The sequence below is a fragment of the Synoicihabitans lomoniglobus genome (genome assembly GCF_029023725.1).
GTDB classification, from domain to species: domain Bacteria; phylum Verrucomicrobiota; class Verrucomicrobiia; order Opitutales; family Opitutaceae; genus Actomonas; species Actomonas lomonigloba.
In genome coordinates, this window is sequence record NZ_CP119075.1 from 4917735 (window position 1) to 4940817 (window position 23083).

Sequence of the window (23083 nt, forward strand, 5' to 3'; positions counted from 1 at the left end):
GAGGTGTCTTAGGTCAAAGACTGGGATTTTACGGGTCATGGAATCCACCGCCCTCCTCCTAGCTGCCCACCTCATAAACCATTCCCCGGCGCTGAGTCGCAGGAATGGCCATGGAACGGGCCAATAATTCAGCTAGTCGTTGGTTAGCAGACTATTATAAAATACCCCTGCCGAATTGTTTCTCCTGAATAGAGGTATGTTTAAATAAGAACATCTTACTGTGTAATTGTCTCACGGTTAGTATATCTAATGTAATGACGGGCGAATTCCCTCAAATGAGGCTATATTCTAACATTAGAATCTACCGCGAAACCGCCCGCCTTCCGACGGGCGGGTGGCCCCCAAAACGGCGTCCGCCAACTCGTTAAAAAAACCGCGTTGCCAGGGAGCGGGAAAAAAACTTTCGTCCCCTTTGAAAAAAGTTACCCGGCCCCCTTGATCCGCCGCCACCGGCGTCCGTTGTCCCGGGTGTCGCCCATCACCACCTCCCTCCCCCTCACTCACTCGATCACATGAAGAACCTTTACGCAGACATGTTTATGTCCTCCGCGCCAAAGGCCGCAGTGTGCCCGATGACCATGGGTAAAACTGTGACCGGCCTTGGTTGGAACCGCCTTGATGTGCGCGTGCTGCGCAACCGCCAGGCCTCCAAGCACAGCCGCGCAAACCCGGGAAGTGGTGTAACTTAACCAGCGACAAAATCTCGCCGATCACACCGCCCACTTCCCGTCCGGAAGTGGGATTTTTTTTGCCCGCGAAACCCACCTCCGGACGAGCCCTCAGCAAAGTGGACTCGTGAACCAACCGGCGGGCGTTTCGCCATGATCACACCAAGCACCCTCTGTCCTGCCCCTCCCTCCGCCTCGCACGCGCCTCCCGATCCGGTCGCCTTACTCGACTTGGTTGACCGGGCGCTCGCGGGCATCGCCCCCCGCCTCCCGGCCCACGTCGACCGCGACGACCTCGCGTCGGCCGGTCGCGAGGCCCTTATCCACGCCACCAAACGCTTCAACGGTCCCACCGCCGATGCGCGCGCCTTCTGTTTCGTGCGCGTCCGCGGTGCGATGTTGGACGAACTGAGACGACTCGACCCCCTCGCCCGCCGTCGGCGCGAACGGGCCCGGGCCGTTTCGAAAAGCGAACACGAACTCACTCACGAGCTCGGCCGGTCGCCGTCCACCTTCGAGATTGCCGAAGCACTCAACCTCTCCCTGCCCGAAGTCCACGCCGCCCAGGCCGACCTCGCCGCCGAAGAGGCCGGTGCGCCCATCCTTGATGAAAACCACGCCGATCCCATGTCGCCCTGCCCGGCCGCCACCGCCGAAGGGGGCGACCTCATGGGTCAACTCATCGACGCCCTCGACCGCCTGCCCCCCAAGCAAGCCTACGCCGTGCGCCGGTATCATCTCGAAGACGCCACCCTCGACACCATCGGCGGCGAACTCGGCGTCTCCCGCGAACGTGCCCGGCAGCTCCGCGCCGCCGGCGAAACCCGCCTCCGCGCCGACCTCGCCGTCCTCACCCTCTGGGACGCCCTCCTCCCCTAACCCACGACCCCCATCCACCCACCCAACCGTCCCGTCTTGTCCCGTTTGTTCGTAATACGAACAAACGGGACGCTGAAGTTTGGCACCGACTAGTTTTTTGGGAGGAAAGGGCTTGTCATTAATCTAGTAATTAAACTAGTTATCTTCATGGGCTATCCAACTAAAGTTCAATGCATTCAGCGGAAGGAAACTTCCCAGTTCTATATCAACTTCCCCACTCCCATCGCTCAAGCGATGGACTTCGCCAAAGGCGAGACCGTCGAGTGGACGATCCACGACAAGGGCCACCTCATTGTCTCCCGGCGTGAAGTCCCGCCCGACAGGGTCCCTGTAAAAAAAACGCCTCGTTGAGCGAAGCGTTCGATTCCCTGCTCGATGGTCTCGCGCCGGTCTTCGACTTGCCCGAGGACTTTGCGCGCGCCCGCACGCAATGGCTGGCTGGGTTGCTCAACCTGGGCCGCCACACGGTGACCGGTGCATTGAGCACCGCTGGCTCCCAGCACCGGGACTGGTCGGCGGATTATCGGTTGCTGCAACGCCTGCCGGTCGAGCCGATCTTCGCACACGTGCGCACCGAGGCACTGGCTGCCACCGATGCCACCCGGCCCTGGGTGGTCGCATTGGACGACTCCATCACACGCAAGACCGGCCGGTGCATCCCCGGCTGCGGCTGGCGCAAGGACCCCCTCGGTCCGCCCTTCAACGTCAACTTCATCTGGGGCCAGCGCGTGCTCCAGTTCAGCGCCGCGATGCCCGCCGACGACGGCTCCGCCCGGCTGGTGCCGGTGGACTGGCAAGAGGCTCCATTGCCCAAAAAGCCCTCGCGTCACGCCGACGCCCAGGCGCAGGCGGCGTATGTGGAGGCGCGCAAACAGGCCAACATCAACAAAGTCGCCGCCGAACGCATGGCGCACCTGCGCACCGCGACCCAACGGCCCATCCACTGGGTGAGCGACGGGCGCTTCACCAACCGCACCCTCCTGCGCCAACTGCCGGAAAACACCGTGCTGATCGGCCGGGTGCGCAAGGACACCAAACTCTACGCGCCCTACGCAGCGCAGCCCGGCAAGAACGGCCGCCCCCGCAAGTATGGCGACACCTTGCCCACGCCCGAACAGCTGCGCGTGGACGACACCGTCGGGTGGACCCGGGTGTCGGCCTTTGCGGCCGCAAAGCGTCACGACTTTAAGATCAAAACCCAGGGGCCGGTGCTCGCCCGTATCACCGGAGTCGATACGCTGGTGCAGGTGGTCGTGATCGCGCCCCTGGGCTACCGATTGAAAACAGGCGGCAAATTGCTCTACCGGCAGCCCGCCTACCTGATCTGCACCGATGCGGACGTGCCGCTCGCAGAGATCTTGCAGGAATACCTCTGGCGCTGGGACATCGAGGTCAACTTCAAGGACGAAAAGGACCTGCTCGGTGTCAGCGAAGCGCAGTTGCGCGAACCCGAGGCGGTGCGCCGCCAGCCCGCCTGCGCGGTGGCCGCGTATGCGCTCCTGTTGCTCGCCGGGCACAAAACCTACGGCTCGAATCGACTGCCGCCCTCGGTGCCCCTCGCCAAATGGCGACGTCGTGAACCCCCGCGCCGCGCCACGACTGGCCTGCTCATCAACCAGCTGCGCGTCGAACTGTGGTCGCGCCACCTACGGCCGGACAGTTTATCGCACTTCTGCTCTCGCACCCGGCCAATCCACAAATCGGATAAACCCGCCACCGACCTCGCCTCCGCCCTGTTCTACTCCCATAATTAAGCCTCACTCGCGCCAAACTTCAGTGTCCCGTTTGTTCGTAATACGAACAAACGGGACGGCGGTCGAAATCTCCGCATTCAACTCCTGCAACCGATGAAAATGCTCCGTTCTTTGAGACGGTGGCTTCATGGCCTGGCGGCCCGTGCACTCGCTCCAGAGTTTACGGCCACCGCCACGCAATCGGAGTCGCCCGCTCCTCTTTCCGTCCACATCCCCCGCGTCAGCTGACGCGCCCGGGAGTCCTTACTTAACCCCCGCCCCGGCGGCATACTCCGCCGCGCTCGCGCGCAACGCGGCGATACGATCTTCCGGAGCGGGGTGCGAGGACAACAACGTCAGCCCGGCGTTCGACTGTGCGGTCTCGGCCAACCACGAGAACAAGCGCTCGCCGCCTTCAACCGTGCCGTAAGCCGCCAACACCAGACGCACACCGAAGCCATCCGCTCCGCGCTCCTGTTGCCGCGAGTGCCCGAGGTCGAGCAGTCGGTTGGCCCGATCGGACACCACATCGACCCCGCCGCTGCCGCCGAAAATCAGCGCCCACACCAGCCCGCGTCCGATCGACCGCCCCATGCCGCGCAAATGATCACGCTGCGCGAAATGGCCGAGTTCATGGCCGAGCACAAACGCGAGCGCGATCTCATGGCCATCGAGCACATCCATCAAACCGGTGGTGAGCACGATCGTCCCGCCCGGCACCGCAAACGCATTGGGATCACGGTCGGGCACCATGATCAATTTATACGGGATCTGCGGCACCTCCGGCTGGCGCGTGAGTTGGTCCAAAATCACCTGCGCCTCGAACAATTGATCGCGCCGGGCAGCATCCAGAACCACCTCGCTTTTTTCCACGGGAAACTCCGCGAACCACCGCTGTTCGCGCTCGGGAGAGATGAGCGGCAACGTCCACTCCACCAAAAAGCCCACGCCGAAATACGCTCCCAGAATCAGGCCACCGATTCCCGCGACCAATACCACGATCTCGCGCCGCAGTCCGCGGTCGCCTCCGCCCGCGCTGGCCTCGGCGGATTCCCCCAGGTCACGTCGGACGAATTTCATCTCAATGCAGCGGCGGCGGCGTGGTCCCGGGCGCCGCGAAGCGCACCATCGTGCCGTAGGCGAGCACCTCGACGCCGCCCGCGCCTTTCTTGCCGCGCGTGTTGGCGATGCTCGACGTTTCCAAACGAAAATTCAGCACCATATCGGCGTTGGGACACTGCGCTTGCAGACGTAAAATGACCTCCCGACGGGCCCGATCCATCAGCGTCTCGTAGGAGCGCACCCGCCCACCAAAAATGTTACGCAAGCTCGCGAGGAATCGCTTGAAATAATCGAGCGAGATCACGACCGACGCCGAGACGAGCCGCGACTCCACCACCACCTGGTCGGGATCATGAGTCCGCACCGGCACCATGGGAATGCGGCGACCGGTTTGTTCACGCTGCCGGATCGAGGCGTAGTGCCGCCGCTCCGTGATGATACCGACACCGCCAAACACCACCAACCCCACCAGCGGGAGCGCATAAAACAGCAGCACAAACGCCAGATCCAACTGACCCTGAGTTGTCGTGGTATCCATCGTTTTATGACAGCAGTCCGGCTGCGTTTACTCGACCCGCACGGCCGTGCCGTAGACGTAGAGTTCGGCGGCCCCCTGGGCGACCGACGAGGTGGAAAAGCGCACATTGACGACTGCATTGGCGCCCATCGCCGCCGCCTGCGCGTTCATGCGGAGAACCGCTTCGTTCCGCGCTTCGGCGAGGAGTTCCGTGTAGCCCTTGAGCTCTCCGCCCACGAGATTTTTCAAACTCGCCGCAATGTCACGGCCGACGTTTTTCGCTCTCACCGTGCTGCCGGAAACGAGCCCGTAGTGCTCGATAATGCGCCGACCCGGCACGGTTTCCAGATTCGTCAAAAGGAGATCATTCATGGGGTAGCGGGGTTGGCGGCGACGGTGCACACAACGAACGGGGCCGAGCAGAACCGATCCAGCGAATTTGGCAATCCTGCAGGTGTCTCTCCACCGTGCTCAAATCGAGGGCGGCGCGGCCGTCGGTGGGGCCAGGGGCGCGGTCTTCCAATTGAATAGAATCGTCATCACCCGGAAAACAAACGTCGCCGCGATCACCCACCCGGCCGAGACCGTCGGGCGCAGGTGCAGCTGCACCGTCAGCACCACAAACAATGTCGCCGCCGCCAGGGCCACCAGCGCGTAAAATTGACCAGGGCGAAACACCAACGGCTCTTCATTGGTGATCACATCACGCAACAGGCCGCCACCGAGCGCGTTGACCACGCCGACCACGATGGCAGCCGGGATCGAAATGTCTGCTCCGAGCGCCTTTTGCACTCCATAGGCGGCATAGGCACCGAGCGCCAAGGCGTCCACGCCGGCAATGATGCGTCGGAAATAATGCACGCGCTCACCGAGCAACGCCCCCACCGCACCGCCGAACAGGGCCATCTCGATGTAGAGCGGATTGGCCAACGCCGCCGGTGGTCCTTGCTGGAGGAAAATGCCGTCGCGAATCAAGCTGCCGCCCAGTCCCACCAGCAACGACAACGAAGCCAGGCCCACCACATCGTAACCGCGTTTGATCGCGACGATCGCCCCCGTCATCGACATCAAGCCGACCGCCCCCAGCTCGAACCAGATGGGCAGGAAAAAGGGATTGGTAACGGAAGCTGAAAGCGCCATCAGCCCTTGCCGGCCCGCATGACCAGCACACGCGCCAAATCATGTTTCTCGAACTCCGCCCAATACGCGTCCTCGATTTCCTTGAGGCGCGCATCGGCGTTGATCGGCGGGCCGTCCTTGCCGGTCAAAGCCGACATCGTCTGCTCCACGCCAAGATCGCGATCGGCGAGACGCGCGACGAGCTCGTGCCAAAACACGTCGTTGTCGGCCTCACCCACGATTTTGCGCAGATGCTGGTCCTCGTCGATCTTGGCCGCCGGGATGAGTTTGCCATCGCCCCCCACGTCGACGCGGTCGCTGCAGCCGAACACCTCGGCCAGTCCGAGGATCTTTTGTTCGATGCCCGCATAGCGTTCGAAGTGCGGCGATTCGCCCCCTTGACGGGACATGACCGCGCGCATGCCCAGATGGACGAGTTCCATCAGTCGGGCGTATTCTTTCTGAGTAAACGAAACCTTCATGGCAGTCGCGAGCAGCGCGAACGCGGACCTTCGCCCGCCACGAGGGCGTTCGCAATCGCGTAATTGTAGACCCGGAAACGAGCCGCTCGCCTATGCTTTCGGCGAACGTCCCGCGGTCCAGCGCAACAACGCCCCGCAGCCGAGCACAAACGCCGCCAAACATAGGATGGCGATCCGGTCGCCCATCGTATTCGGCACCAGCAGAAACGAAAGTAGCAGGCCGCCGGTGACCAGAATCAGGTTGCCCGTGATCCGTGCCTGCGCGTGGTCGAGCGAGCCGCCCACTTCCTTTTGAAAATCAACCGGAGTCTGCGTGCGTTCCCAGAATTCGGTTTCGCGCGTCAGATCCGCCGCACTGCGGCGGTGGCGGAAGGGCCACGCGATCAACAGCGCCACTAGCGCCCCGATCACCACGAGGAAGCTGCGCTCCTGCAATACCCACACGTTGGCGTTCATCTTCTCATCCACCACCGTGTAAATCGACATGATCATGCCGCCGCCGAGCATCACGAAATAATACCAGCCCGGCATCCGCCGCACAAAAATACCCGCCACCAAGGGCAACGTGATCGGCACCGTAATGATCGAGGCAATGACCATGTAGGAATCGAACATCGCGAAACGCGTCTGCTGCGAAAGACCGATGGACATGCTGATGATCAAAATGCCGAGCAACACCGTGATGGTGCGGCAGAGACGCAGTTGACCGAGGTCGGGCATCGTGACTTTGCCCATCCATTTGCGCAGCGGCAGGATGAAGTTGTTCACGACCACGCCCGTCGTCGTGTTCAACCCCCAGTCCATACTGCTCATGGTGGCCGAGAACATCGCGGCGATCATCACGCCGAGTAGTCCTTTGGGCAACACGTGCGCCGCCGCCACCGCATAAGACGTGGTCGCCGGATCGCCCACCGCCGCCGCCAGAACCTCCTCGGTATACAGGAACCGGGCCACCATCGGCGGGATGAACCACACCGCCACGCCCACCGCCATCAGCACCATGCAAAACCAACTCGCCTTCGAGGCTTCGCGACCATCCTTAGCTGCGAGGAATTTATTGGCCGCCCCCAAGTGGATCTGGGAAATGATCTGCATCACGAAAGCCATCACCATCCACAAGCCGGTGTAACGATCATTGGTGTATTGGCCCGCTTCTTTGACGAATGTGAAGCTGCCTTCCGCCACCATTTGTTGATAGTTTTCGATAAACGCGCCGACGCCGCCGACCTCCATGATGCAGAGCACTCCCATCAACAACGTCATGCCATACATGATCACGCCCTGGACCACATCGGTCGCCATCACGCCCCACATGCCACCCGACGTCGAGTAGGCCAAGGTGATCACCCCGATAATCGTGATCATCCAAATGACCGGCAGACCAAACACCGCACTCACAAAAACCGCCAACGCCCAAAGCTGAATGGCCGCACTCAACGGATTCAGGATAATCCCGGTCACCACAAACGTCTGTTCCGCGCCGAAGCCAAAACGCCCCCGCACCAAATCCCCAGACGTGTAGGCCCGACTCTGCCGCCACCAACGACCGAGAAACGTCGCGCCGAGAATGAACCCGGTGATATTCGCGACATAGATAATGATCGCCGAAGGCCCCGCCTCGAAAATCGCCGAACTGTTGCCCGTAAAGGTAAACGCACTGATGCCCGCCATGAGCATGCTCGTGCCCACCATCCACCACGTGCCGCGCGCCCCGCCGCGCACAAAGTCGCTCAGGTTTTTATTAAACCGGGCAAACACCCCGCCAATCACGATCAGCAAGACAAAGTAGGCACCGAGGGTGAGGTATTCGAGATTCATGAAAATTGGGGTGAAAAAAATGTATTCGGCAGACCATCACGGACCGCGAACGGGGCACGTAAAGAACCTCCGTTGTGAGTCCCTCACCTCCTACCGCAACGTAAATGTCCGGCCCGTTTCAACGTCCCCCAGACCAATGAAATTTCACGCCAAATTGCCCCGGATCTTTTAACCACAGCTGGATAAAGATGGCCCCACTACCGTGACGCGATGAAGCCCGCTCCAATGGGAAAATGAAAACAAAACCGCTCCACCACCCCGCCGACCGCAGGTTTCACATCACAAACGCCACCGACCCGGTTACCCGGCGATTGCCCTACAACGATTCTGCCTCCCGGTCCTCCGCTCTTGTTACTTGATATCTGATACTTGTTACTTGAGCGGGATAGCCGGAGCTGGCTATCTCTGCTCCCTATGTCCACGCCTGCCGAGTCCTCCGCCAACCTCATGGAAGCCATTGTATCGCTCGCGAAGCGCCGCGGCTTCGTGTTCCAGTCGTCCGAAATCTACGGCGGCTACAACGGCTTCTTCGACTTCGGTCCCCTCGGCATCGAGCTCAAGAAGAACATCCGCGACTGCTGGTGGGATGACATGGTGCGCCGCCGCGACGACATCGTCGGCATCGAGACCTCCATCATCATGCACCCCAAGGTCTGGCAGGCCTCCGGCCACGTCGACGGCTTCACCGACCCGCTCGTGGACTGTAAAACGTCCAAACAACGTTACCGCGCCGACCAACTCTTTTTCGCCGCTGTCGTCGTCGACGGCACCACCCACGGCTACGTCTCGGCCCTCGAATCCGAAGACACCGCCGGCGAGCTCCAAACCGCCGCCGAGAAGGTGAAACGCAAACAAGCCCTGCAAGGCACGCTCGCCCCCGTCGAAGTGATCGAATTCACCGAAGCCACGCCCGAGCAGATCCCGCTCATCCCTTCGCCCGCCACCGGCGAACCCGGTAGCCTCACCCCGCCCCGCGCGTTCAATATGATGTTCGAGACCAACGTCGGCGCGCTGCGCGATGGTTCGTCGGTCTCCTACCTGCGCCCCGAGACCGCTCAGGGCATGTTTGTTGATTTCAAAAACGTCGTCGACACCGGCCGCGTGAAACTGCCCTTCGGCATTGCCCAGATCGGCAAGTCCTTCCGCAACGAAATCACCCCGCGCAACTTCATCTTCCGCTCCCGCGAGTTCGAGCAGATGGAGATGGAATACTTCATCCATGAAGACGCCGATTGGGAGACCGCCCACAAGGAATGGATCCAGTGGTGCTGGGACTGGCTCGTCTCCATCGGCCTGCCCGAGTCGCACCTCAGTCTCTTCGATCACGAGAAGGCCAAGCTCGCCTTCTACTCCCGCGGCACGACGGACATCATGTTCAAATATCCGTTTGGCGTGCAGGAACTCTGGGGCATCGCCGCCCGCGGCAACTACGACCTCAACCAACACGCCAAAGCGTCCGGCAAGCCGCAGGAAATCTTCGACGAAGACTCCAAAAAGAAGTTCGTGCCGCACGTCATCGAACCCGCCGTCGGCGTCGACCGCATCTTCCTCGCCGTGCTCGCCGCCGCCTACGCGGAGGAGGAAGTCACCGACGACAAAGGCAAAACGGAGACCCGCACCGTGCTGCGCCTCTCGCCCAGAATTGCCCCGGTCAAAGTGGCCGTGTTGCCTCTCCTCAAGAACAAGGAAGTGCTCACGACCCGCGCCAAGGCCCTCTACAAAAAGCTCCAGCGCCGCTTTGCCGTATTCTACGACGAAGCCGGAGCGATCGGCCGCCGCTACCGTCGCCAGGACGAGATCGGCACCCCCTGGTGCGTGACCATCGACTTCGATACAATCGAGAAAGAAGGCGACACCTTCACCCTCCGCGAACGCGACTCCATGGCCCAACGCCGCGTGACCGAAGCCGAGCTCTTCGCCCTACTCGACGAACACGTCTACTAAGCTGAAACAAAGCCGCTGTTACGACTGTAGCCGCGGTCTCTATTGGCCCCAATCGTTGGGGCAATCCGCGCATACCATCTCACCCGCCAGAATACGGCCACGCCCACGCTGCTTGACTTTCACGTAAACGTCATCATATGACGTCATCATGAGAACCATCATCGAACTCCCTGACGATCAGGTGACGGCACTGGCCGAACTGTGCGACCGGGAAAAGATCTCCCGTGCCGAGGCCATCCGACGCGCTGTCGATGTGATGCTCACCGAGAAGCAGGTCCTCTCCCGCGACGCGGCTTTCGGTGCGTGGGCCCAACGCGGCGACAGCCGCACCGCCGTGGATGGCCTCCGGGAAGAGTGGAACCGGTGAAGGCCGTCATCGATAGCGACGTTCTGATCGACTACCTTCAAGGGGTGACGGCCGCCCGTGAAGAGCTGATCCGCTACGGTCGACCCTGCTACTCGATCATTTCCTACATGGAGCTCTTGGTCGGTGCCCAAACCACTGCGGAACGCCAGGCGGCAGAGGCACTGCTCGCCTCGCTGGAGCGGGTGGAGCTGAGCGAAAGAGTCGCCCGTCGTGCGGTAGAGTTGCGCCAAAATCTCCGCCTCAAGCTTCCCGACGCCATCGTGCTCGCCAGCGCCGAAACCGAAGGCTGTATTCTCGTAACCCGCAACACCCGCGATTTCCCCGCCAACGACCCGCGAGTCCGCTTCCCCTACGCGGTCTGATCGACCCGGGTCCTTCCACCCGGCAATCGATCCAGACCCAAGACTTGGGGCAATTCGATGGGGTCGTTCCAATTCGATGGGGTCGTTCCAATTCGATGGGGTCGGGTCGTTACTTGTTAACACTGGCTGCTTCGATGGAAATAAACTCGCAATGGGCCCGAGATGATCGCTCGGAGAATTCTCCATCGAACCCAATAACCGAAAGCTCCACGTCCCCGCGTATCCTTGTGCGATATCGCTTACTCAGGGCCTGTAGCCGACATTTGAGTCCTTCCTAGTGTTAACAAGTAACGACTTGACCCTTACGGCAAACCCACTTACGACCAAGGTTAGGAAATGTCCCAGCACAAGACTCTCGCCGCCGATCTCGGTCTCAAAGTCTTCTTCTGTCACCTACACAGTCCTTGGGAACGTGGCACCTGCGAAAGCCAAAACGGTCATATCCGCCACTACCTGCCCAAAGGCACCGACCTCTCCGCTGTCTTCTATCAGCAACTCAGCGCCTATCAGGAAATGCTCAACGAGCGCCCTCGAAAAATCCTCGGATGGAAGTCTCCCGCACAATGCTTCCAGGATCTTATATCATCTCTTTCTTCAAACTGATCCTTGAATCTGTCGTATGAGATGGATTCTGTTCTAAAGTCATTGGATTGCCTGTGAAAAATGTAATTTACTTCGCTTTTGCGGCAGCTTTATTTGGTTGTAGAGAAGTAAAATATAGTAATAATTTTCCGGCGGGCTCTAATGATTCGTTGGAGGAAGTTCTTATTGATGCAGCTGCAGCAAATGACGTCGATTTGGTCAAAAAGACGCTTAGTATCGAAAAATTTGTGATGTCTCAAGAATTAGGGGGGCGTGCTCTTTGGGCAGCATATCTAAATGACTCGAAAGAGAGTTTTACTGATTTATTGGGTTATCATGCTGATCCTAATTATAAAAATGGTTGGCGTGCTTTGTTGGTTGATTCTATTTTAAATGATAGAGATTTTTATTTTGAGAGTCTTATTTCGGAGGCGGATAATTTGGATCTGAATTTGAAAGTAGACGGTCGGCCGGTGGTTTTTTATTCTTTACTGGATACTCGACTAAAGTATCTAAAGGAATTATTAGACTCAGGTGTTAATGTAAACACTACCAGTGATGCCGGTGTGACTCCCCTTTTTCGGGCGGCGACGGTAAATCAATTTGAAGTCGTTTACTATTTGTTAAAGCGTGATGCTGATCCGTTTTGGAGAGATTCCTCTGGTCGAGACATCGCTTCACGAATTTATAACTATTCGTTTGAATTAGATCCGCGAAGAACCGAGTTGTTAGAAAGAATAAATAGTTTATTGCGTGAAAAGCATAACATCGATCTGGATGGAGGTGTGATTTCGGATTCCGTCGTAAGAAATTTTGATGAAGCAACGGGCAAGATTCCTCCAATGTGGTTAAAAAATTCGGGCGGAAGTAGCCCTGCTAAACTGAATCCGTTGTGGATTTCACAATTTCCGGACGAGTATCAAAAGTGGTATAATTCTCCCGCTAACTTTAAACGCAAGGAATGAAATACGACGACCTGGGTATGAACTAGTCTATATTGGGGAATTCAACGGTGTCCGGATATAGAGTCATAAGTAACTTTCCATGCGCAGCTTAAATAGCGGATAGGCATCCTCCCAGGGGATCTTGTAGCGCAAGGCATTGCGGACGGTGCGGATAAACTGGCACGTCAGGGCGAAGGCATAACGCACGTTATTTTGAGCGGGCACCTGCTTGTCGGGAGGTAGCTTGTCGCGACGCTTCTTCTGCCGATCGATGACCTTGGTTTCGCTCAGACCGGTATGTTCGAGTCTGGCCAGTAACACGGTCAGCAGGTTGTGCAGCAAGGCGACGAAGTGAGCCTGCATGAGCGCGGCGGTATCGCCGGTGCCCCACGCCTTGGTGACGCCGAGCCGGTTTTTAAAGACATCGTAGGCCTTTTCGATCTTCCAGCGCAGGAAGTAGAGCAGCGCGATGAGGCCGGGACGCAGATGGTTGCATGTGGTGATAAATACCAGGTCCTTGCCGGTGGCCGGATCGCGATAGTGGATACGACGAAGCGCGGCGTTGCTGTAGCCCGCGTGATCGTCAGAGACCACGCCGCGGTTGATCGGGTCATCGGGATCAAACCCGCAGGGACCGTAAATCATCGGTTCCATGTTTTCCTTTTCCCTGGTGATGATCATGGCGTGGCGATGGATCTTTTCGAGCACCCAGTAGAGATTGTTCACGTAAGCGGGATCGGCGACGATGATGGGCATCAGCTGGCGTGGCTCACCCTGCAACCATCGCTGCCAGTTTTCCTTAAACACGGGCCACTCGTGACGTCGTTTGGCGTCTCCTTGGAAGCGCGCCAAGGGCCGCATCAGCCCCCGATGCAGACAGAGTCCATAGATCATGCCCGAAGCGACATAGCGACCTTTGCCGTCGCGCTCAGAGTGGGTGGCATGAGCGATCTGATGTCCATCCACAGCCCATACGGGATGATCATTGAGTTCCTCAAACTCAGCCAACCAGTCCCGGTCGCCCAACTCCCGATCAAAATACTGATAACTCTTGGTCGCGACCTCGGTGAGCATCTCCAGCCGGCGCTTTGATTTGAACGCATCAAACCACGTGCTCCGAGGCAGCGACTCGGCCTGATCGGCCCGGGCCTGCAAAAACGCCCGGCCTGACTCATCAGCATCAAGTGCGCGCATCACGCCCCAGGTCAAAAAGCGTTCGTCGCTTAATCCGGTGTTTTGCTTACGCCGGTTGCGCACGTAGTGCGCGAGCAGATGATGAGCTGGCGCCATGAACGTCTCGTCGACCAGAGGATTGGAGGAAAAGGTCATGCCAATACCCTGACTAATGACGCATGCATTGACGAAAATATAACTAATTATTATACAACATGATAAATAGCCTGTAGCAGCAATAACCACACAACAATGCGATTTGCTAAATCAACCCGAGATCTTCGCTTCCTGGCCCCAAGAGACCCACTACACGCTGCTTTAGAGGTCCGCATTGCGGTCGCCGGACCTAGATGAAACTACCGATCCACGCTACGGCGTGCATCGGCTCACGCACCGAAAGTGACTTGGGCGGCAATTGAGATCGATCTCGGCGCCCTCAAGCATCATAAGTGCCCAACTATCAACGGCTTAGCCCCACGATCCGGACACCGTTGGGGGAATTCGATGGGGTCGGGTCGGAATGGCGCTTAGTTAAGGGGGGTGATCGTCTCTTATTGTCGCCGTGATATGGATACACGCATGTGGTGCCGAGGTTTGGTCATCAGTTGGTAGACTTTGGGTCTGCGTTTGATGGCGCGCGGTTCACTGCGATGGGGTCGGTCGGGCACGAGGTCGGCGGCGAGCGCGAGCAACAACTCCTCGAAGCGTTGGGCAGCCTGCCGGGCGTTGGTGGCAAATAATGGAGCAAAGGCGCGCAGCGTGCTCACCGTGCCCTTGAACGACAGGCGCGCGGGTGGCACGTCGTGCTGCCGGGCGGCCTCCAGCATGAGCAAGCGCACCACGTTGTAAGCGATGGCCTGGAGGTGGACTTCCTTCTCGATCATCTCGGGGGTTTGCGTGCGCAACACATCGAGTCCGAGCGTGGTCTTAATATCGCGGAAGTGCAGTTCCACCTGCCAGCGGCGCAGGTAAAGTTCGGCAATAACCGCGTCGGGATACTTTGCTTCATCGAGCAGCGTGGTCACCACCGCGATGCGGTCGGTGCGAAAGCCCGGCACTGCGGCGCGGAAGCGCACCACGCGCAACGTCAGGCTCTGCGGCAACTCGTTCCACAAGCATTTTCCCCACCGCCCCTGCCGCTGGGGCTTGGGCCAGCAGACCTCGCCGGTGCCGGTCCGACGCGCTTGATGCAGGCGCATCACCACGTCCACGCCTTTTCGGTGCAAAAGACTAATCAGTCCCCAGTTACAAAACCCTCGATCGGCCAGTAAGACCTCACCTTGCTTCACCCAGCCAATCAACTGACGGGCCAAGGGTGCCTCGTGAGCCTTCCATGATGAGAGGACAAACTTCACTAAATGGCCGGTGGCCAATGAAAACAGCCCGACCATCTGTCCCGTCGGAAAACCACACCCTTTGCGCTGACCGCCAGCGTAGGGATAGACTTTCCGATTGGCGGCGGTGTCGGGCATCGAAAGCCCGCCGCCGTCGATCACCTTGACCGTATGGCCCAACCATTGGTCCTCGGTGCGGCTGCGCAGAAGAGCCATCTCGGCGAGCTGGTTAAAGGCGGTGCGCAATACCGCAATCGGCAACCGCGAACGGGCCTGACAATAACCTCCGGTGGCGTCGTCGACCGCCGTGGCCGACCCGGCCTTCAAATGCCACGCCTGGACTCGACGCACTGCGTCACGGCAGCTCGCTCCGCGTTGCAGCACTTGCCCCAGAAACGCGCAAAAGGTGACCCACGGCGTATAGATCCGGTCGCGCTTACCCACCCCAGCGAACGTGGCAGGAGCAATGAAACGCGCCAGCAACGCCGCCAACCCATCAAGCTTGAGTGCGCGACCGCTCAGAGCGCCGGCACCCCGCTTCGACGAGCTCCCGCACAAACGATGACAAAACCCTGGCAGATACAACGTGTTGATCTTCATGGATTTGCATTACTAAATGCCCCACGCTACATCAAGTTGATAATCAACTATTTATGAAATCATTCCCGTGAATCCATCTTGCCGCTTTCCCGCTAACTAAGCGCCATTCGGGTCGGGTCGTTACTTGTTAACACTGACTGCTTCGGTGGAGATAAACTCGCGATGGATCCGGGATGGTCGCTCGGAGAATTCTCCATCCAACCAAACAACCGAAAGCTCCATCAACCCCCGTATGCTTTTGTGTGACATCGCCTACTCAGAGCCTGTAGCCGGCATTTGAGTCCTTCCTAGTGTTAACAAGTAACGACATGACCGTTTAAGGAAGGGTCCCGAACGCGTAGGAGACCGTCGCAGGAAATCCGGTAACAATACAAAGACGGTTGGGCATCGAGCCGACGATGAGGGTCGCCATCGCGGCGACGTTGCGCAGGATCACGCTCGCGATAGCCCAACGCCGCGTGACCGAAGCCGAGCTGTGCGCCCTGCTCGACGAGCACGTCTACTGAGCCGAATAGCGGCCGTTTCATAACTGTAGCCGGGGTCGTCACGACCTCGGCTTTTTGTTGTGACCAATCCGCCTCCTACGGCGGCGGTATTCTCTCGGCTCCACCACTCCCAAATCCGTGGATGCAAAAATGCGCCATCGGGCAAAATGCCTTTAATCTAGTAATCCATGTAGGCATTTCGCCCGATTTTGCTATTAGCCTCCCTCGATAAGATACATAACTAAATAAACCATTGTAACTTATGCATACCTATCCTCGGCGGCACGGTAAACGCAATATGATGATCCAAACGGCAATTGCGTCGTGCAGTAGTTTAAATCCAACCCATCGCCGATGCTCACGACTCCCCATTCCCATCACGCCATGAGCCAAGGCATCCGTCAGGCGTTCTGCTACCTCGCGCTCCACGCGCTGTTTTTGTCCTGTGCACTAGGCCAGCCGTCCGATCAAACGGGGGCGGGAGTCGATGCCCCGAAAACAGCCGCGCCAGCCGCGCCCATCGAACCGACCGTAGTCGCCTACACGGATTATCGAGATCCGCTCATGCCGTTCAATCGGGCCATGTTCGCGTTCAATGACCTGACCTTGCGCACCGTGCTGATTCCGTTGGGCAAGGGTTACGTCAAAGTCGTTCCGAAACCCGTCCGCACCGGCGTGGGAAACGTATTCGCCAACCTGAAACTGCCGATTTCCGCGATCAATCATCTCCTCCAGTTCAAACCGAAACAGGCGGGACAAAATCTGGGGCGTTTCGTGATCAACTCCACGGTCGGCCTCGCCGGGATCTTCGACCCGGCCACGAAAGAGTTTCGTATGAAGCGTCTGGATACAGACTTCGAAGACACGCTCGCCCACTACGGCGCGGGTTACGGCGCCTATCTCGTCTTGCCGCTCTTCGGACCCACGGATATGCGCCGCGGCACCGGATCGATCGTCGACTACTTTCTACATCCCGTAACCTACCTCGCAGAGACCCCTGAATCCACCATCATCAACGGCTTCGATTATTTTCAGGACTTCGCTCCCGCCGGAGAAAACTATCTGAAACTAAGAGCCGAAAGCGGCGAGCCCTACATCTTCTTCCGGAACCTCTATCTCCAGGATGTCCAGCGTAACGCCGACTATGAGAAAACGCCCAACTAGTCCCTTCGTCGACCTGGTCGTCGATCACTCGAAAGGGGTGCTCGCGCTTTTTGTAGTCATCGCCGGGATACTTTCCTGGCAGGCGAGTCGTTTTGAAATCAACGCCTCGGCTGAAACGCTGCTGACCAAAGACAACCAGATCTATCAGCAAGCCCAGTCGGTCAATCGCCGCTTTTCGCCGCAGGAATTCCTGCTCGTGGTTTATCGCCCGAGAGACCACGACGTGCTGTCCGAACAGACATTCGCTGACCTGAGAACGCTTAGTGCCGAATTGATCAAGCTCCCGCGCGTCGCATCGGTTCGTTCCCTTCTCAACGTTCCGCTTCTTTCGCTCGCTCCCGGCGGACTGAGCGGAGATCTCGATCCCGACCAATGGACGATCGAAGCGAATGATTTCAGTAACAAAGAAATAAAGTCCGCTTTGACCGGGCATCCGATTTATCAGGACCTCCTCGTCAACCAGGACTTTTCCGCCACCGCGATTCAAGTCTCCTTCAAACGGGATAGCGAACTTGAGGGCATCGAAAACGCGGTTCTCGATCTTCGAAGAGGGGCGGTCGAAGCCAAACTCAGCGAGGCGCAATCCCAGAAAATCGAAAGACTGCAGGAGCAAGCCGAGCCACTACAGAAGGCGCTCGATCGAACTCGCGAACACGAGATCAAAGCCATCCGCGATCTGTCTGTCGCATATCAAGACCGAGCTGAAATTCTGTTGGGCGGCGCGCACGTTCTCGGCTACGAGATGATCCAGATCATCACCAAGGATCTTATCGTGTTCGGGGTCGCCATTTTCACGATCATCTGCCTCACCCTCGCGCTGATTTTTCGTGAACTCAAGTGGGTCGTCATCCCGGTCATCTGCTGCGTTTTCAGTGTGCTCCCCACCATGGGTTTGCTAGCATTGCTGGGTCTGAAAGCGACGGTCATTTCCGCAAACTTCATTGCGCTCCAGCTCATCCTGACGATCGCCATAGCGCTTCACTTGATTGTCCAGTTCATCGAAGAGCAGGACCGCCATCCGAATGCGACCACCGGAGAACTGCTTAAGGCGACCCTTCAGGAAAAAACTAGACCCTGCCTCTACGCCGGCATCACCACTTCGGTCGGGTTCGCTTCGCTCCTCTTCAGCGGCCTGCAATCGGTCATCTCGTTCGGCTACATGATGATCATCGCAATGGGCGTCTCGATCGTGAGCAGCTTGATCGTGTTTCCCGCCGCGGTATCCCTTTTTGCCCGACGCGGCACCCCTCGCAGCCACAAGCTGACGGATTCCCTGCTTCGGTCCACCTCCCGGCTTGTCCTCAATCGCAGCGGGTTGATCGTCATGATCAGCCTGGCGACGATCGTGATCAGCGCGGCGGGCCTGTTCCTGCTGAATGTCGAAAACAGTTTCATTAACTATTTTCGGGAATCCACGCAAACGAGACGCGAGCTGGCGTTCATCGATCAGGAGTTCGGCGGATCGACTCCCCTGGACGTCATCTACGATATTCCGGGCTACCTGAAACAGGACGACCTGATCATCACGGCCGACGCCGTCCAAAAGCTGCAACAGATCCAAGCCATGCTCGATGCGAAGCAAGGAACCGGCAAATCGCTCTCCTTGGTCAACTTCACCGAGCTGGCCAAAACCGTGAACCAAGGTCGTCCGCTTACGGAATACGAGCTGACCGCCATTTACCGCACGCTCGACCACGATTTCCGCGATGCCCTGCTCGGCTCTTTCTTTGCTGCCGACGATGGCCAAGCCCGAATCAGTCTCCGAATATCGGATACGACCGACGGCCTGAATCGCGCCGAATTCATGACGGATCTAAAGCAGTCGATGGCCGACCTCGGCATCGAGAAGGATCAATACCAACTCACCAGCCTTTTCGTCCTCTACCAAGACATCCTGCAGCGCCTCTTCCGCTCGCAAATCCTCACCATCGGCCTGGTCTTCATCGTGCTTTCGCTCACGTTTTGGGTGATATTCCGTTCGCTCAAAATCGCGCTCATTGCGATCATTCCCAATATCGTAACCACGATCATCATACTCGGGGTGATGGGCTTGGGGCGCATTCCGCTCGATTTGATGACAATCACGATCGCGGCGATCGGCATGGGCATAGCCGTGGACGACACCATTCACTACCTCCACCGGTTTCTCGCGGAGCACCGGCAGCACTCCACGGAAAAGGCCATCGAAAAAACCCATGCCTCGGTCGGCCACGCCATCCTCTACACATCCCTCGTCATCATTCTGGGTTTTTCCGCGCTCAGTTTCTCGGACTTCGTTCCCAGCGTGCTCTTCGGATTGCTGACCGCCCTATCGATCGCCGTCGCCCTGCTCTGCGACCTCTGCCTTCTCCCCGTGCTCCTCAAACGGTTCATGCGAAACCGGAACGAAATATGATTCCATGGCCTCACGCCGCGTCATCGACGCTGACCTCATCGCCACCTCGACGAAACTGCCACGCACCGTTCATCAACTTTAGCCGGGGTCTCCAACCCCGGCTTTTTCGTGGGTTTATCCGGACAGTGGGTTATCCGGACAGGGTTATCCGGACAGGGTCAGGTTATCCGGACAGGGTCATGTCGTCACTTTGTCAGCGTTTTGCCGATCAGATGGGAAATCCGACGACGACGATCCGCCGCCATAGGCTATGGCGTCACTCAGAGTGACTCCAGAAAGCCCCGCAGACGTTTCCTCGTCAGAAGGATGCCGCTGAGGCGTTGATCGTCGGCCACCAAAGTGGGAATCCCACGCACGCCGTCTGCCTTGGCCTGCAGACGATGCGTCAGGAATTCGGTCTTCTCGATCTCCACGTCCGGAAAATCCGGTAGCATCCGGGCCAGCCACAAACCGGACAAGCGGCACCGCGGACAGATCGCCGAGTGATAGAACCGGACCTGCTTCATGAACTCGGGGTCGATCCGCGCCACGTTGCCAGTGAATAAAATTTCCGCCCCACGCACAACACCGCCGACGATACAAACGCCACGGTCGCAGCCTCGGAGGCTGCTTCGGCCGGCCACGCGAGCCAGACCCATACCACCACCGTGCCGGCGAACATGAATACCCGGCCGCAGAAACGATGCACGCCCTGCCAGTCGAATGGCTCCTCGGTCAAACGCCACGGGGAAGCCAGCTTGGGCAGGAAATTGCCCAACACGACAAACGCGGCACCCGAAAGCACGCCACCGAGCTGACGCGCCGGTTCCACCAACCATACATCCAACAACCCGGATATCACGGCGAGCTTAGCTCCCGGCCCCAAAAGCATGACGAGCGCTCCACCCAGGAACGCGCCCCTCACCAGCCATTGCTGACCCTCGCGGGCGCGTCGCGCCACGCCCCGGGAACGGTTTTCAAAAATCAGGATGGCCGAGACGAAAAGAGTCGCGGGAATAAGGAGAACGAACGCCTCCTCCGGCTTGAGCACGATCACCCAAACCGAAAGTCCGATCGCGATCCCGACGGACAACATGGAAAACAGCGGGGAAATGCACCGCAGCCACGCACTCATGAGACGGATCTCCCGGGCTTGACGGCGGCGACCTCTCGCGACGCCTTGACCTGCTCATCGAATCCGAAGGCGCTCGTGAACCCCAACAGGGCGTCTTCCAGCACGGAGAGTTGCAGCCGGTAGGTGATCGTCGTGCCGCTTTTCTCCGACTCGATCAACCCGGCCTCACGCAACACGGCGAAGTGCCGCGACATCGTCGGTTTGGCTACGGGAAATTTTTCCGCCAACTCACCCGCAGTCATGGGCCGACGGCGCAGCAGCTTCAACACCTCCCGCCGCGTCGGATCGGAAAGGGCCCGGAAAACCTGATTCATATGTGCATGTTTAGCTAAACATCTAAATATAGCAAGTGTTTCTTGCGACACCTTGGCGATCTCGGTCCGGAATTCTTCGATCAACCGATATAATCGGCGTGAGGGAACCGGTTCCGCTTTTCAGCACTCTCTATTGGCAGCACCGTTTCCACCAATGACCTTCTCTTCCATTGTCCGCCTTGGGCTGCGTCTGCTGGCCCTCTCTGCCGGGCTCCTGACCGCACGCGTCGAGGCGCAGAACTCCGCCCAACCCATGCAACTGCAAGCCGACGGTCAGGGCGTTTCCGGACAGCTGTTCGTTTCTCCCGAGATCCTGAGCAACGAGATGGCCGACGAACTGGTGTTCACGCTCACGTCGGAGCCGCTTTACGGCCGGGTGGGCCTCGCGGGCGGCACCAACGCGGACGTATTTGCCAACAAGACCGCCCGTCTCGGCTACTTTGCCTACCGGCCCGAAGACGACTACGAGGGTTACGACTCGTTCACCTACGAGGTGCTCAATCGCACCAACGGATTGGTCTTTGCCAACGAGGTGGAGATCGACGTGACGCCGCCTCCGCCCCTGGAGATGGACTCGTTTGAAGTCAGTGCCGATCGCGAGCGCGCGGTGCATGCCGTGCCCGTCACCCTGCAGACCCGCCCGAACCTGCCGGCCTCGACCAAGCTCCCGAGCCATGAAGATTTCATGAGCGAAGTGGACCGCCTCTCCATCGTCGATGCCAAGATCGCCTACGTGCTCGACGACAAGGCCCGACCCGCCCATGGCACGGCCCGCCTCGATCGCGCCACCGGGCAGCTCAGCTACGCCCCCGCACCAAACTTCATCGGCGAGGACCGTTTCACCTACTACACGATCGACGAAAACAACCCGTCGATCGGCGTGGAAAACGTCGTCACGATAAGCGTGGAGCCGATCCGCACCAACAAGACGAAGTTCGCCGATCGCTCCAAGAGCCGCGAAGTTGATCTCGTTTTTGTCATCAACAACTCGCCCTCCATGGCCCCGCACCAGAACCGCATCGCGGACAACCTGCGGCGCTTCCGCCAGCTGTTCGACGAGCGCGAGCTCGACTACCGCATCGGCGTGCTCACGACCGACTTCGTCAACGCCGGCCAGCGTGGCTACAAACGCGTGCGCGGCATCGAACTCGATTCCCGCGGTCAACCGGTCCTTGGCCGCGACGGCGAACCCCGCCGCCAGACCAAACAAGTCGCCAGCAACGGCAACCTCGTCACGCTCCCCTTCCTCCGCCAGCCGTGGATCACGCCCAAGACCCCCGACAGCGTTTTCGCCGAACTCGTGCGGGTCGGCACCAACGGAGACAGCAACCGCACCGCCTTCACCGCCGTGTATAACTTCGTCGCCGGTGCCTACAACGGGCAGAATGCGCTGCTGCGCCCCGAGGCCACCACCATCGTCGTCTTTTTCATGGACGAAGAGGAAACCCGCATGGCGACCTGGCGGACCGCCCGGGACGGCACCCGCAAGGCCGAGTGGGTCCAGAACGGCAAGCTCCCCGAGCTCCTGCAGGATTATAACGCCGACCATCCCACTGAACGCCAGACTCTCGACGGCTACATCAACTACTGGGTCCTGCGCCCCTTCATCATCGTGAAGGGCAACCAGCGGGGTAAGATCGAAATGCACGCCGTGGTCTCACCCTCCAACGTCTCGCACCGCCGCGCCGCCGAATTGACCGGCGGCACCGTGCTCAACATCGAGAGCGATTTCTCCGCCTCGCTGGCCGAGCTGGGCGACCGCATCGCCGACACCGTGGCGGTCGCCCTCGACCCCGTCACCATCGGCTCCACGCTCTACCAGCCCAGCCTGCGCGTGCTCGTCGACGGCAGTGCCGTCCCCGCTGATCCGAAAAACGGATACATCTACGACGAACTCACCCACAGCATCCGCTTCCAAGGCACCGCGAAAAAAGCCGCCTTCGCCGCCAAGATCGAAATCTCCTACGAAGAACACCGCTGAAGTCGGACCTGGAATGAGGTGAACCGGCCCGAGCCGGTTGCAATCA

Annotated in this window: 22 protein-coding genes; 11 read left to right on the plus strand and 11 right to left on the minus strand. The window is 59.0% G+C overall.

The window, feature by feature from the left end; translation table 11 throughout:
- The first annotated feature begins 512 nt into the window (after positions 1–512).
- The 3 genes from PXH66_RS18805 to PXH66_RS18815 all read left to right on the plus strand — a co-directional run bounded on the left by PXH66_RS18805 (position 513) and on the right by PXH66_RS18815 (position 3301).
- A complete protein-coding gene (locus PXH66_RS18805) occupies positions 513–689 on the plus strand; it encodes a hypothetical protein (protein ID WP_330932111.1) in 177 nt (58 codons plus the stop codon).
- A gap of 132 nt (positions 690–821) precedes the next feature.
- Positions 822–1547: a sigma-70 family RNA polymerase sigma factor gene (locus tag PXH66_RS18810; RefSeq protein ID WP_330932112.1), complete on the plus strand. Its 726-nt coding sequence runs from the start codon at positions 822–824 to the stop codon at positions 1545–1547.
- Positions 1548–1894: 347 nt separating this feature from the next.
- Entirely contained in the window at positions 1895–3301 is a 1407-nt protein-coding gene (locus PXH66_RS18815; RefSeq protein ID WP_330932081.1) for an IS701 family transposase, read from the plus strand.
- A 243-nt stretch (positions 3302–3544) separates the two neighbouring features.
- Here PXH66_RS18815 and PXH66_RS18820 read toward each other — a convergent pair whose 3' ends face one another.
- The 6 genes from PXH66_RS18820 to PXH66_RS18845 form a co-directional block, all read right to left on the minus strand.
- A complete protein-coding gene (locus tag PXH66_RS18820; protein ID WP_330928985.1) occupies positions 3545–4360 on the minus strand; it encodes a M48 family metallopeptidase in 816 nt (271 codons plus the stop codon).
- Between the two features lies 1 nt (position 4361).
- Positions 4362–4880, minus strand: coding sequence for a YbjQ family protein (locus PXH66_RS18825; protein WP_330928986.1), 519 nt, complete (start codon positions 4878–4880; stop codon positions 4362–4364).
- Positions 4881–4907: 27 nt separating this feature from the next.
- Positions 4908–5231: a YbjQ family protein gene (locus PXH66_RS18830; protein ID WP_330928987.1), complete on the minus strand. Its 324-nt coding sequence runs from the start codon at positions 5229–5231 to the stop codon at positions 4908–4910.
- Between the two features lie 99 nt (positions 5232–5330).
- Positions 5331–5999 carry a trimeric intracellular cation channel family protein gene (locus PXH66_RS18835; RefSeq protein WP_330928988.1) on the minus strand — a complete coding sequence of 223 codons (669 nt, stop codon included), beginning with the start codon at positions 5997–5999 and terminating at the stop codon, positions 5331–5333.
- Positions 5999–6460, minus strand: a complete 462-nt coding sequence (locus tag PXH66_RS18840; protein ID WP_330928989.1) for a hypothetical protein — start codon at positions 6458–6460, stop codon at positions 5999–6001. Before PXH66_RS18840 ends, PXH66_RS18835 begins: the two co-directional genes overlap by 1 nt.
- 90 nt (positions 6461–6550) lie before the next feature.
- Positions 6551–8278: a sodium:solute symporter family transporter gene (locus tag PXH66_RS18845; RefSeq protein WP_330928990.1), complete on the minus strand. Its 1728-nt coding sequence runs from the start codon at positions 8276–8278 to the stop codon at positions 6551–6553.
- A gap of 414 nt (positions 8279–8692) precedes the next feature.
- Here PXH66_RS18845 and PXH66_RS18850 point away from each other — a divergent pair, with 414 nt between their 5' ends.
- From PXH66_RS18850 to PXH66_RS18870, 5 genes are all read left to right on the plus strand, one after another.
- Positions 8693–10222 (plus strand): glycine--tRNA ligase, encoded by a 1530-nt coding sequence (locus tag PXH66_RS18850; RefSeq protein ID WP_330928991.1) that lies wholly within the window; start codon positions 8693–8695, stop codon positions 10220–10222.
- A 148-nt stretch (positions 10223–10370) separates the two neighbouring features.
- On the plus strand, positions 10371–10589 hold the full coding sequence (locus PXH66_RS18855) for a ribbon-helix-helix domain-containing protein (RefSeq protein WP_330928992.1): 219 nt from the start codon (positions 10371–10373) through the stop codon (positions 10587–10589).
- A complete protein-coding gene (locus tag PXH66_RS18860) occupies positions 10586–10951 on the plus strand; it encodes a type II toxin-antitoxin system VapC family toxin (RefSeq protein ID WP_330928993.1) in 366 nt (121 codons plus the stop codon). The genes PXH66_RS18855 and PXH66_RS18860 overlap by 4 nt, the downstream gene beginning before the upstream one ends.
- A 336-nt stretch (positions 10952–11287) precedes the next feature.
- On the plus strand, positions 11288–11554 hold the full coding sequence (locus tag PXH66_RS18865; RefSeq protein ID WP_330928994.1) for an IS30 family transposase: 267 nt from the start codon (positions 11288–11290) through the stop codon (positions 11552–11554).
- A gap of 53 nt (positions 11555–11607) precedes the next feature.
- Positions 11608–12498, plus strand: coding sequence for an ankyrin repeat domain-containing protein (locus tag PXH66_RS18870; RefSeq protein ID WP_330928995.1), 891 nt, complete (start codon positions 11608–11610; stop codon positions 12496–12498).
- Between the two features lie 63 nt (positions 12499–12561).
- Here PXH66_RS18870 and PXH66_RS18875 read toward each other — a convergent pair whose 3' ends face one another.
- Both PXH66_RS18875 and PXH66_RS18880 read right to left on the minus strand, forming a co-directional pair.
- Positions 12562–13806: a hypothetical protein gene (locus PXH66_RS18875; protein WP_330932113.1), complete on the minus strand. Its 1245-nt coding sequence runs from the start codon at positions 13804–13806 to the stop codon at positions 12562–12564.
- Positions 13807–14201: 395 nt separating this feature from the next.
- Complete coding sequence (locus tag PXH66_RS18880) at positions 14202–15584, minus strand: IS4 family transposase (RefSeq protein WP_330930956.1); 1383 nt, start codon at positions 15582–15584, stop codon at positions 14202–14204.
- A gap of 869 nt (positions 15585–16453) precedes the next feature.
- On the opposite strand from PXH66_RS18880, the gene PXH66_RS18885 reads away from it, so the two are divergent.
- Together PXH66_RS18885 and PXH66_RS18890 are read left to right on the plus strand one after the other, a co-directional pair.
- Entirely contained in the window at positions 16454–17233 is a 780-nt protein-coding gene (locus PXH66_RS18885; RefSeq protein ID WP_330930955.1) for an MlaA family lipoprotein, read from the plus strand.
- A complete protein-coding gene (locus PXH66_RS18890) occupies positions 17214–19628 on the plus strand; it encodes an efflux RND transporter permease subunit (RefSeq protein ID WP_330930954.1) in 2415 nt (804 codons plus the stop codon). The genes PXH66_RS18885 and PXH66_RS18890 overlap by 20 nt, the downstream gene beginning before the upstream one ends.
- A 260-nt stretch (positions 19629–19888) precedes the next feature.
- On the opposite strand, the gene PXH66_RS18895 is transcribed toward PXH66_RS18890, so the two are convergent.
- From PXH66_RS18895 to PXH66_RS18905, 3 genes are read right to left on the minus strand one after another with little or no spacing between them, the layout of a single operon-like run.
- Positions 19889–20134 carry a thioredoxin domain-containing protein gene (locus PXH66_RS18895; protein ID WP_330930953.1) on the minus strand — a complete coding sequence of 82 codons (246 nt, stop codon included), beginning with the start codon at positions 20132–20134 and terminating at the stop codon, positions 19889–19891.
- Entirely contained in the window at positions 20131–20742 is a 612-nt protein-coding gene (locus PXH66_RS18900) for a hypothetical protein (protein WP_330930952.1), read from the minus strand. The genes PXH66_RS18895 and PXH66_RS18900 overlap by 4 nt, the downstream gene beginning before the upstream one ends.
- Positions 20739–21056: an autorepressor SdpR family transcription factor gene (locus PXH66_RS18905; protein WP_330930951.1), complete on the minus strand. Its 318-nt coding sequence runs from the start codon at positions 21054–21056 to the stop codon at positions 20739–20741. The genes PXH66_RS18900 and PXH66_RS18905 overlap by 4 nt, the downstream gene beginning before the upstream one ends.
- Before the next feature lie 154 nt (positions 21057–21210).
- Here PXH66_RS18905 and PXH66_RS18910 point away from each other — a divergent pair, with 154 nt between their 5' ends.
- Complete coding sequence (locus PXH66_RS18910) at positions 21211–23037, plus strand: Ig-like domain-containing protein (RefSeq protein WP_330930950.1); 1827 nt, start codon at positions 21211–21213, stop codon at positions 23035–23037.
- Positions 23038–23083: the final 46 nt, after the last annotated feature.

Coding starts and splice junctions, on each gene's coding strand:
- PXH66_RS18830 (WP_330928987.1), bottom strand. CDS start 5,231: ATGAATGATCTCCTTTTGACGAATCTGGAAACCGTGCCGGGTCGGCGC.
- PXH66_RS18900 (WP_330930952.1), bottom strand. CDS start 20,742: ATGAGTGCGTGGCTGCGGTGCATTTCCCCGCTGTTTTCCATGTTGTCC.
- PXH66_RS18805 (WP_330932111.1), top strand. CDS start 513: ATGAAGAACCTTTACGCAGACATGTTTATGTCCTCCGCGCCAAAGGCC.
- PXH66_RS18840 (WP_330928989.1), bottom strand. CDS start 6,460: ATGAAGGTTTCGTTTACTCAGAAAGAATACGCCCGACTGATGGAACTC.
- PXH66_RS18890 (WP_330930954.1), top strand. CDS start 17,214: ATGAGAAAACGCCCAACTAGTCCCTTCGTCGACCTGGTCGTCGATCAC.
- PXH66_RS18910 (WP_330930950.1), top strand. CDS start 21,211: ATGACCTTCTCTTCCATTGTCCGCCTTGGGCTGCGTCTGCTGGCCCTC.
- PXH66_RS18855 (WP_330928992.1), top strand. CDS start 10,371: ATGAGAACCATCATCGAACTCCCTGACGATCAGGTGACGGCACTGGCC.
- PXH66_RS18825 (WP_330928986.1), bottom strand. CDS start 4,880: ATGGATACCACGACAACTCAGGGTCAGTTGGATCTGGCGTTTGTGCTG.
- PXH66_RS18905 (WP_330930951.1), bottom strand. CDS start 21,056: ATGAATCAGGTTTTCCGGGCCCTTTCCGATCCGACGCGGCGGGAGGTG.
- PXH66_RS18820 (WP_330928985.1), bottom strand. CDS start 4,360: ATGAAATTCGTCCGACGTGACCTGGGGGAATCCGCCGAGGCCAGCGCG.
- PXH66_RS18875 (WP_330932113.1), bottom strand. CDS start 13,806: ATGACCTTTTCCTCCAATCCTCTGGTCGACGAGACGTTCATGGCGCCA.
- PXH66_RS18865 (WP_330928994.1), top strand. CDS start 11,288: ATGTCCCAGCACAAGACTCTCGCCGCCGATCTCGGTCTCAAAGTCTTC.
- PXH66_RS18895 (WP_330930953.1), bottom strand. CDS start 20,134: ATGAAGCAGGTCCGGTTCTATCACTCGGCGATCTGTCCGCGGTGCCGC.
- PXH66_RS18845 (WP_330928990.1), bottom strand. CDS start 8,278: ATGAATCTCGAATACCTCACCCTCGGTGCCTACTTTGTCTTGCTGATC.
- PXH66_RS18850 (WP_330928991.1), top strand. CDS start 8,693: ATGTCCACGCCTGCCGAGTCCTCCGCCAACCTCATGGAAGCCATTGTA.
- PXH66_RS18880 (WP_330930956.1), bottom strand. CDS start 15,584: ATGAAGATCAACACGTTGTATCTGCCAGGGTTTTGTCATCGTTTGTGC.
- PXH66_RS18810 (WP_330932112.1), top strand. CDS start 822: ATGATCACACCAAGCACCCTCTGTCCTGCCCCTCCCTCCGCCTCGCAC.
- PXH66_RS18885 (WP_330930955.1), top strand. CDS start 16,454: ATGAGCCAAGGCATCCGTCAGGCGTTCTGCTACCTCGCGCTCCACGCG.
- PXH66_RS18835 (WP_330928988.1), bottom strand. CDS start 5,999: ATGGCGCTTTCAGCTTCCGTTACCAATCCCTTTTTCCTGCCCATCTGG.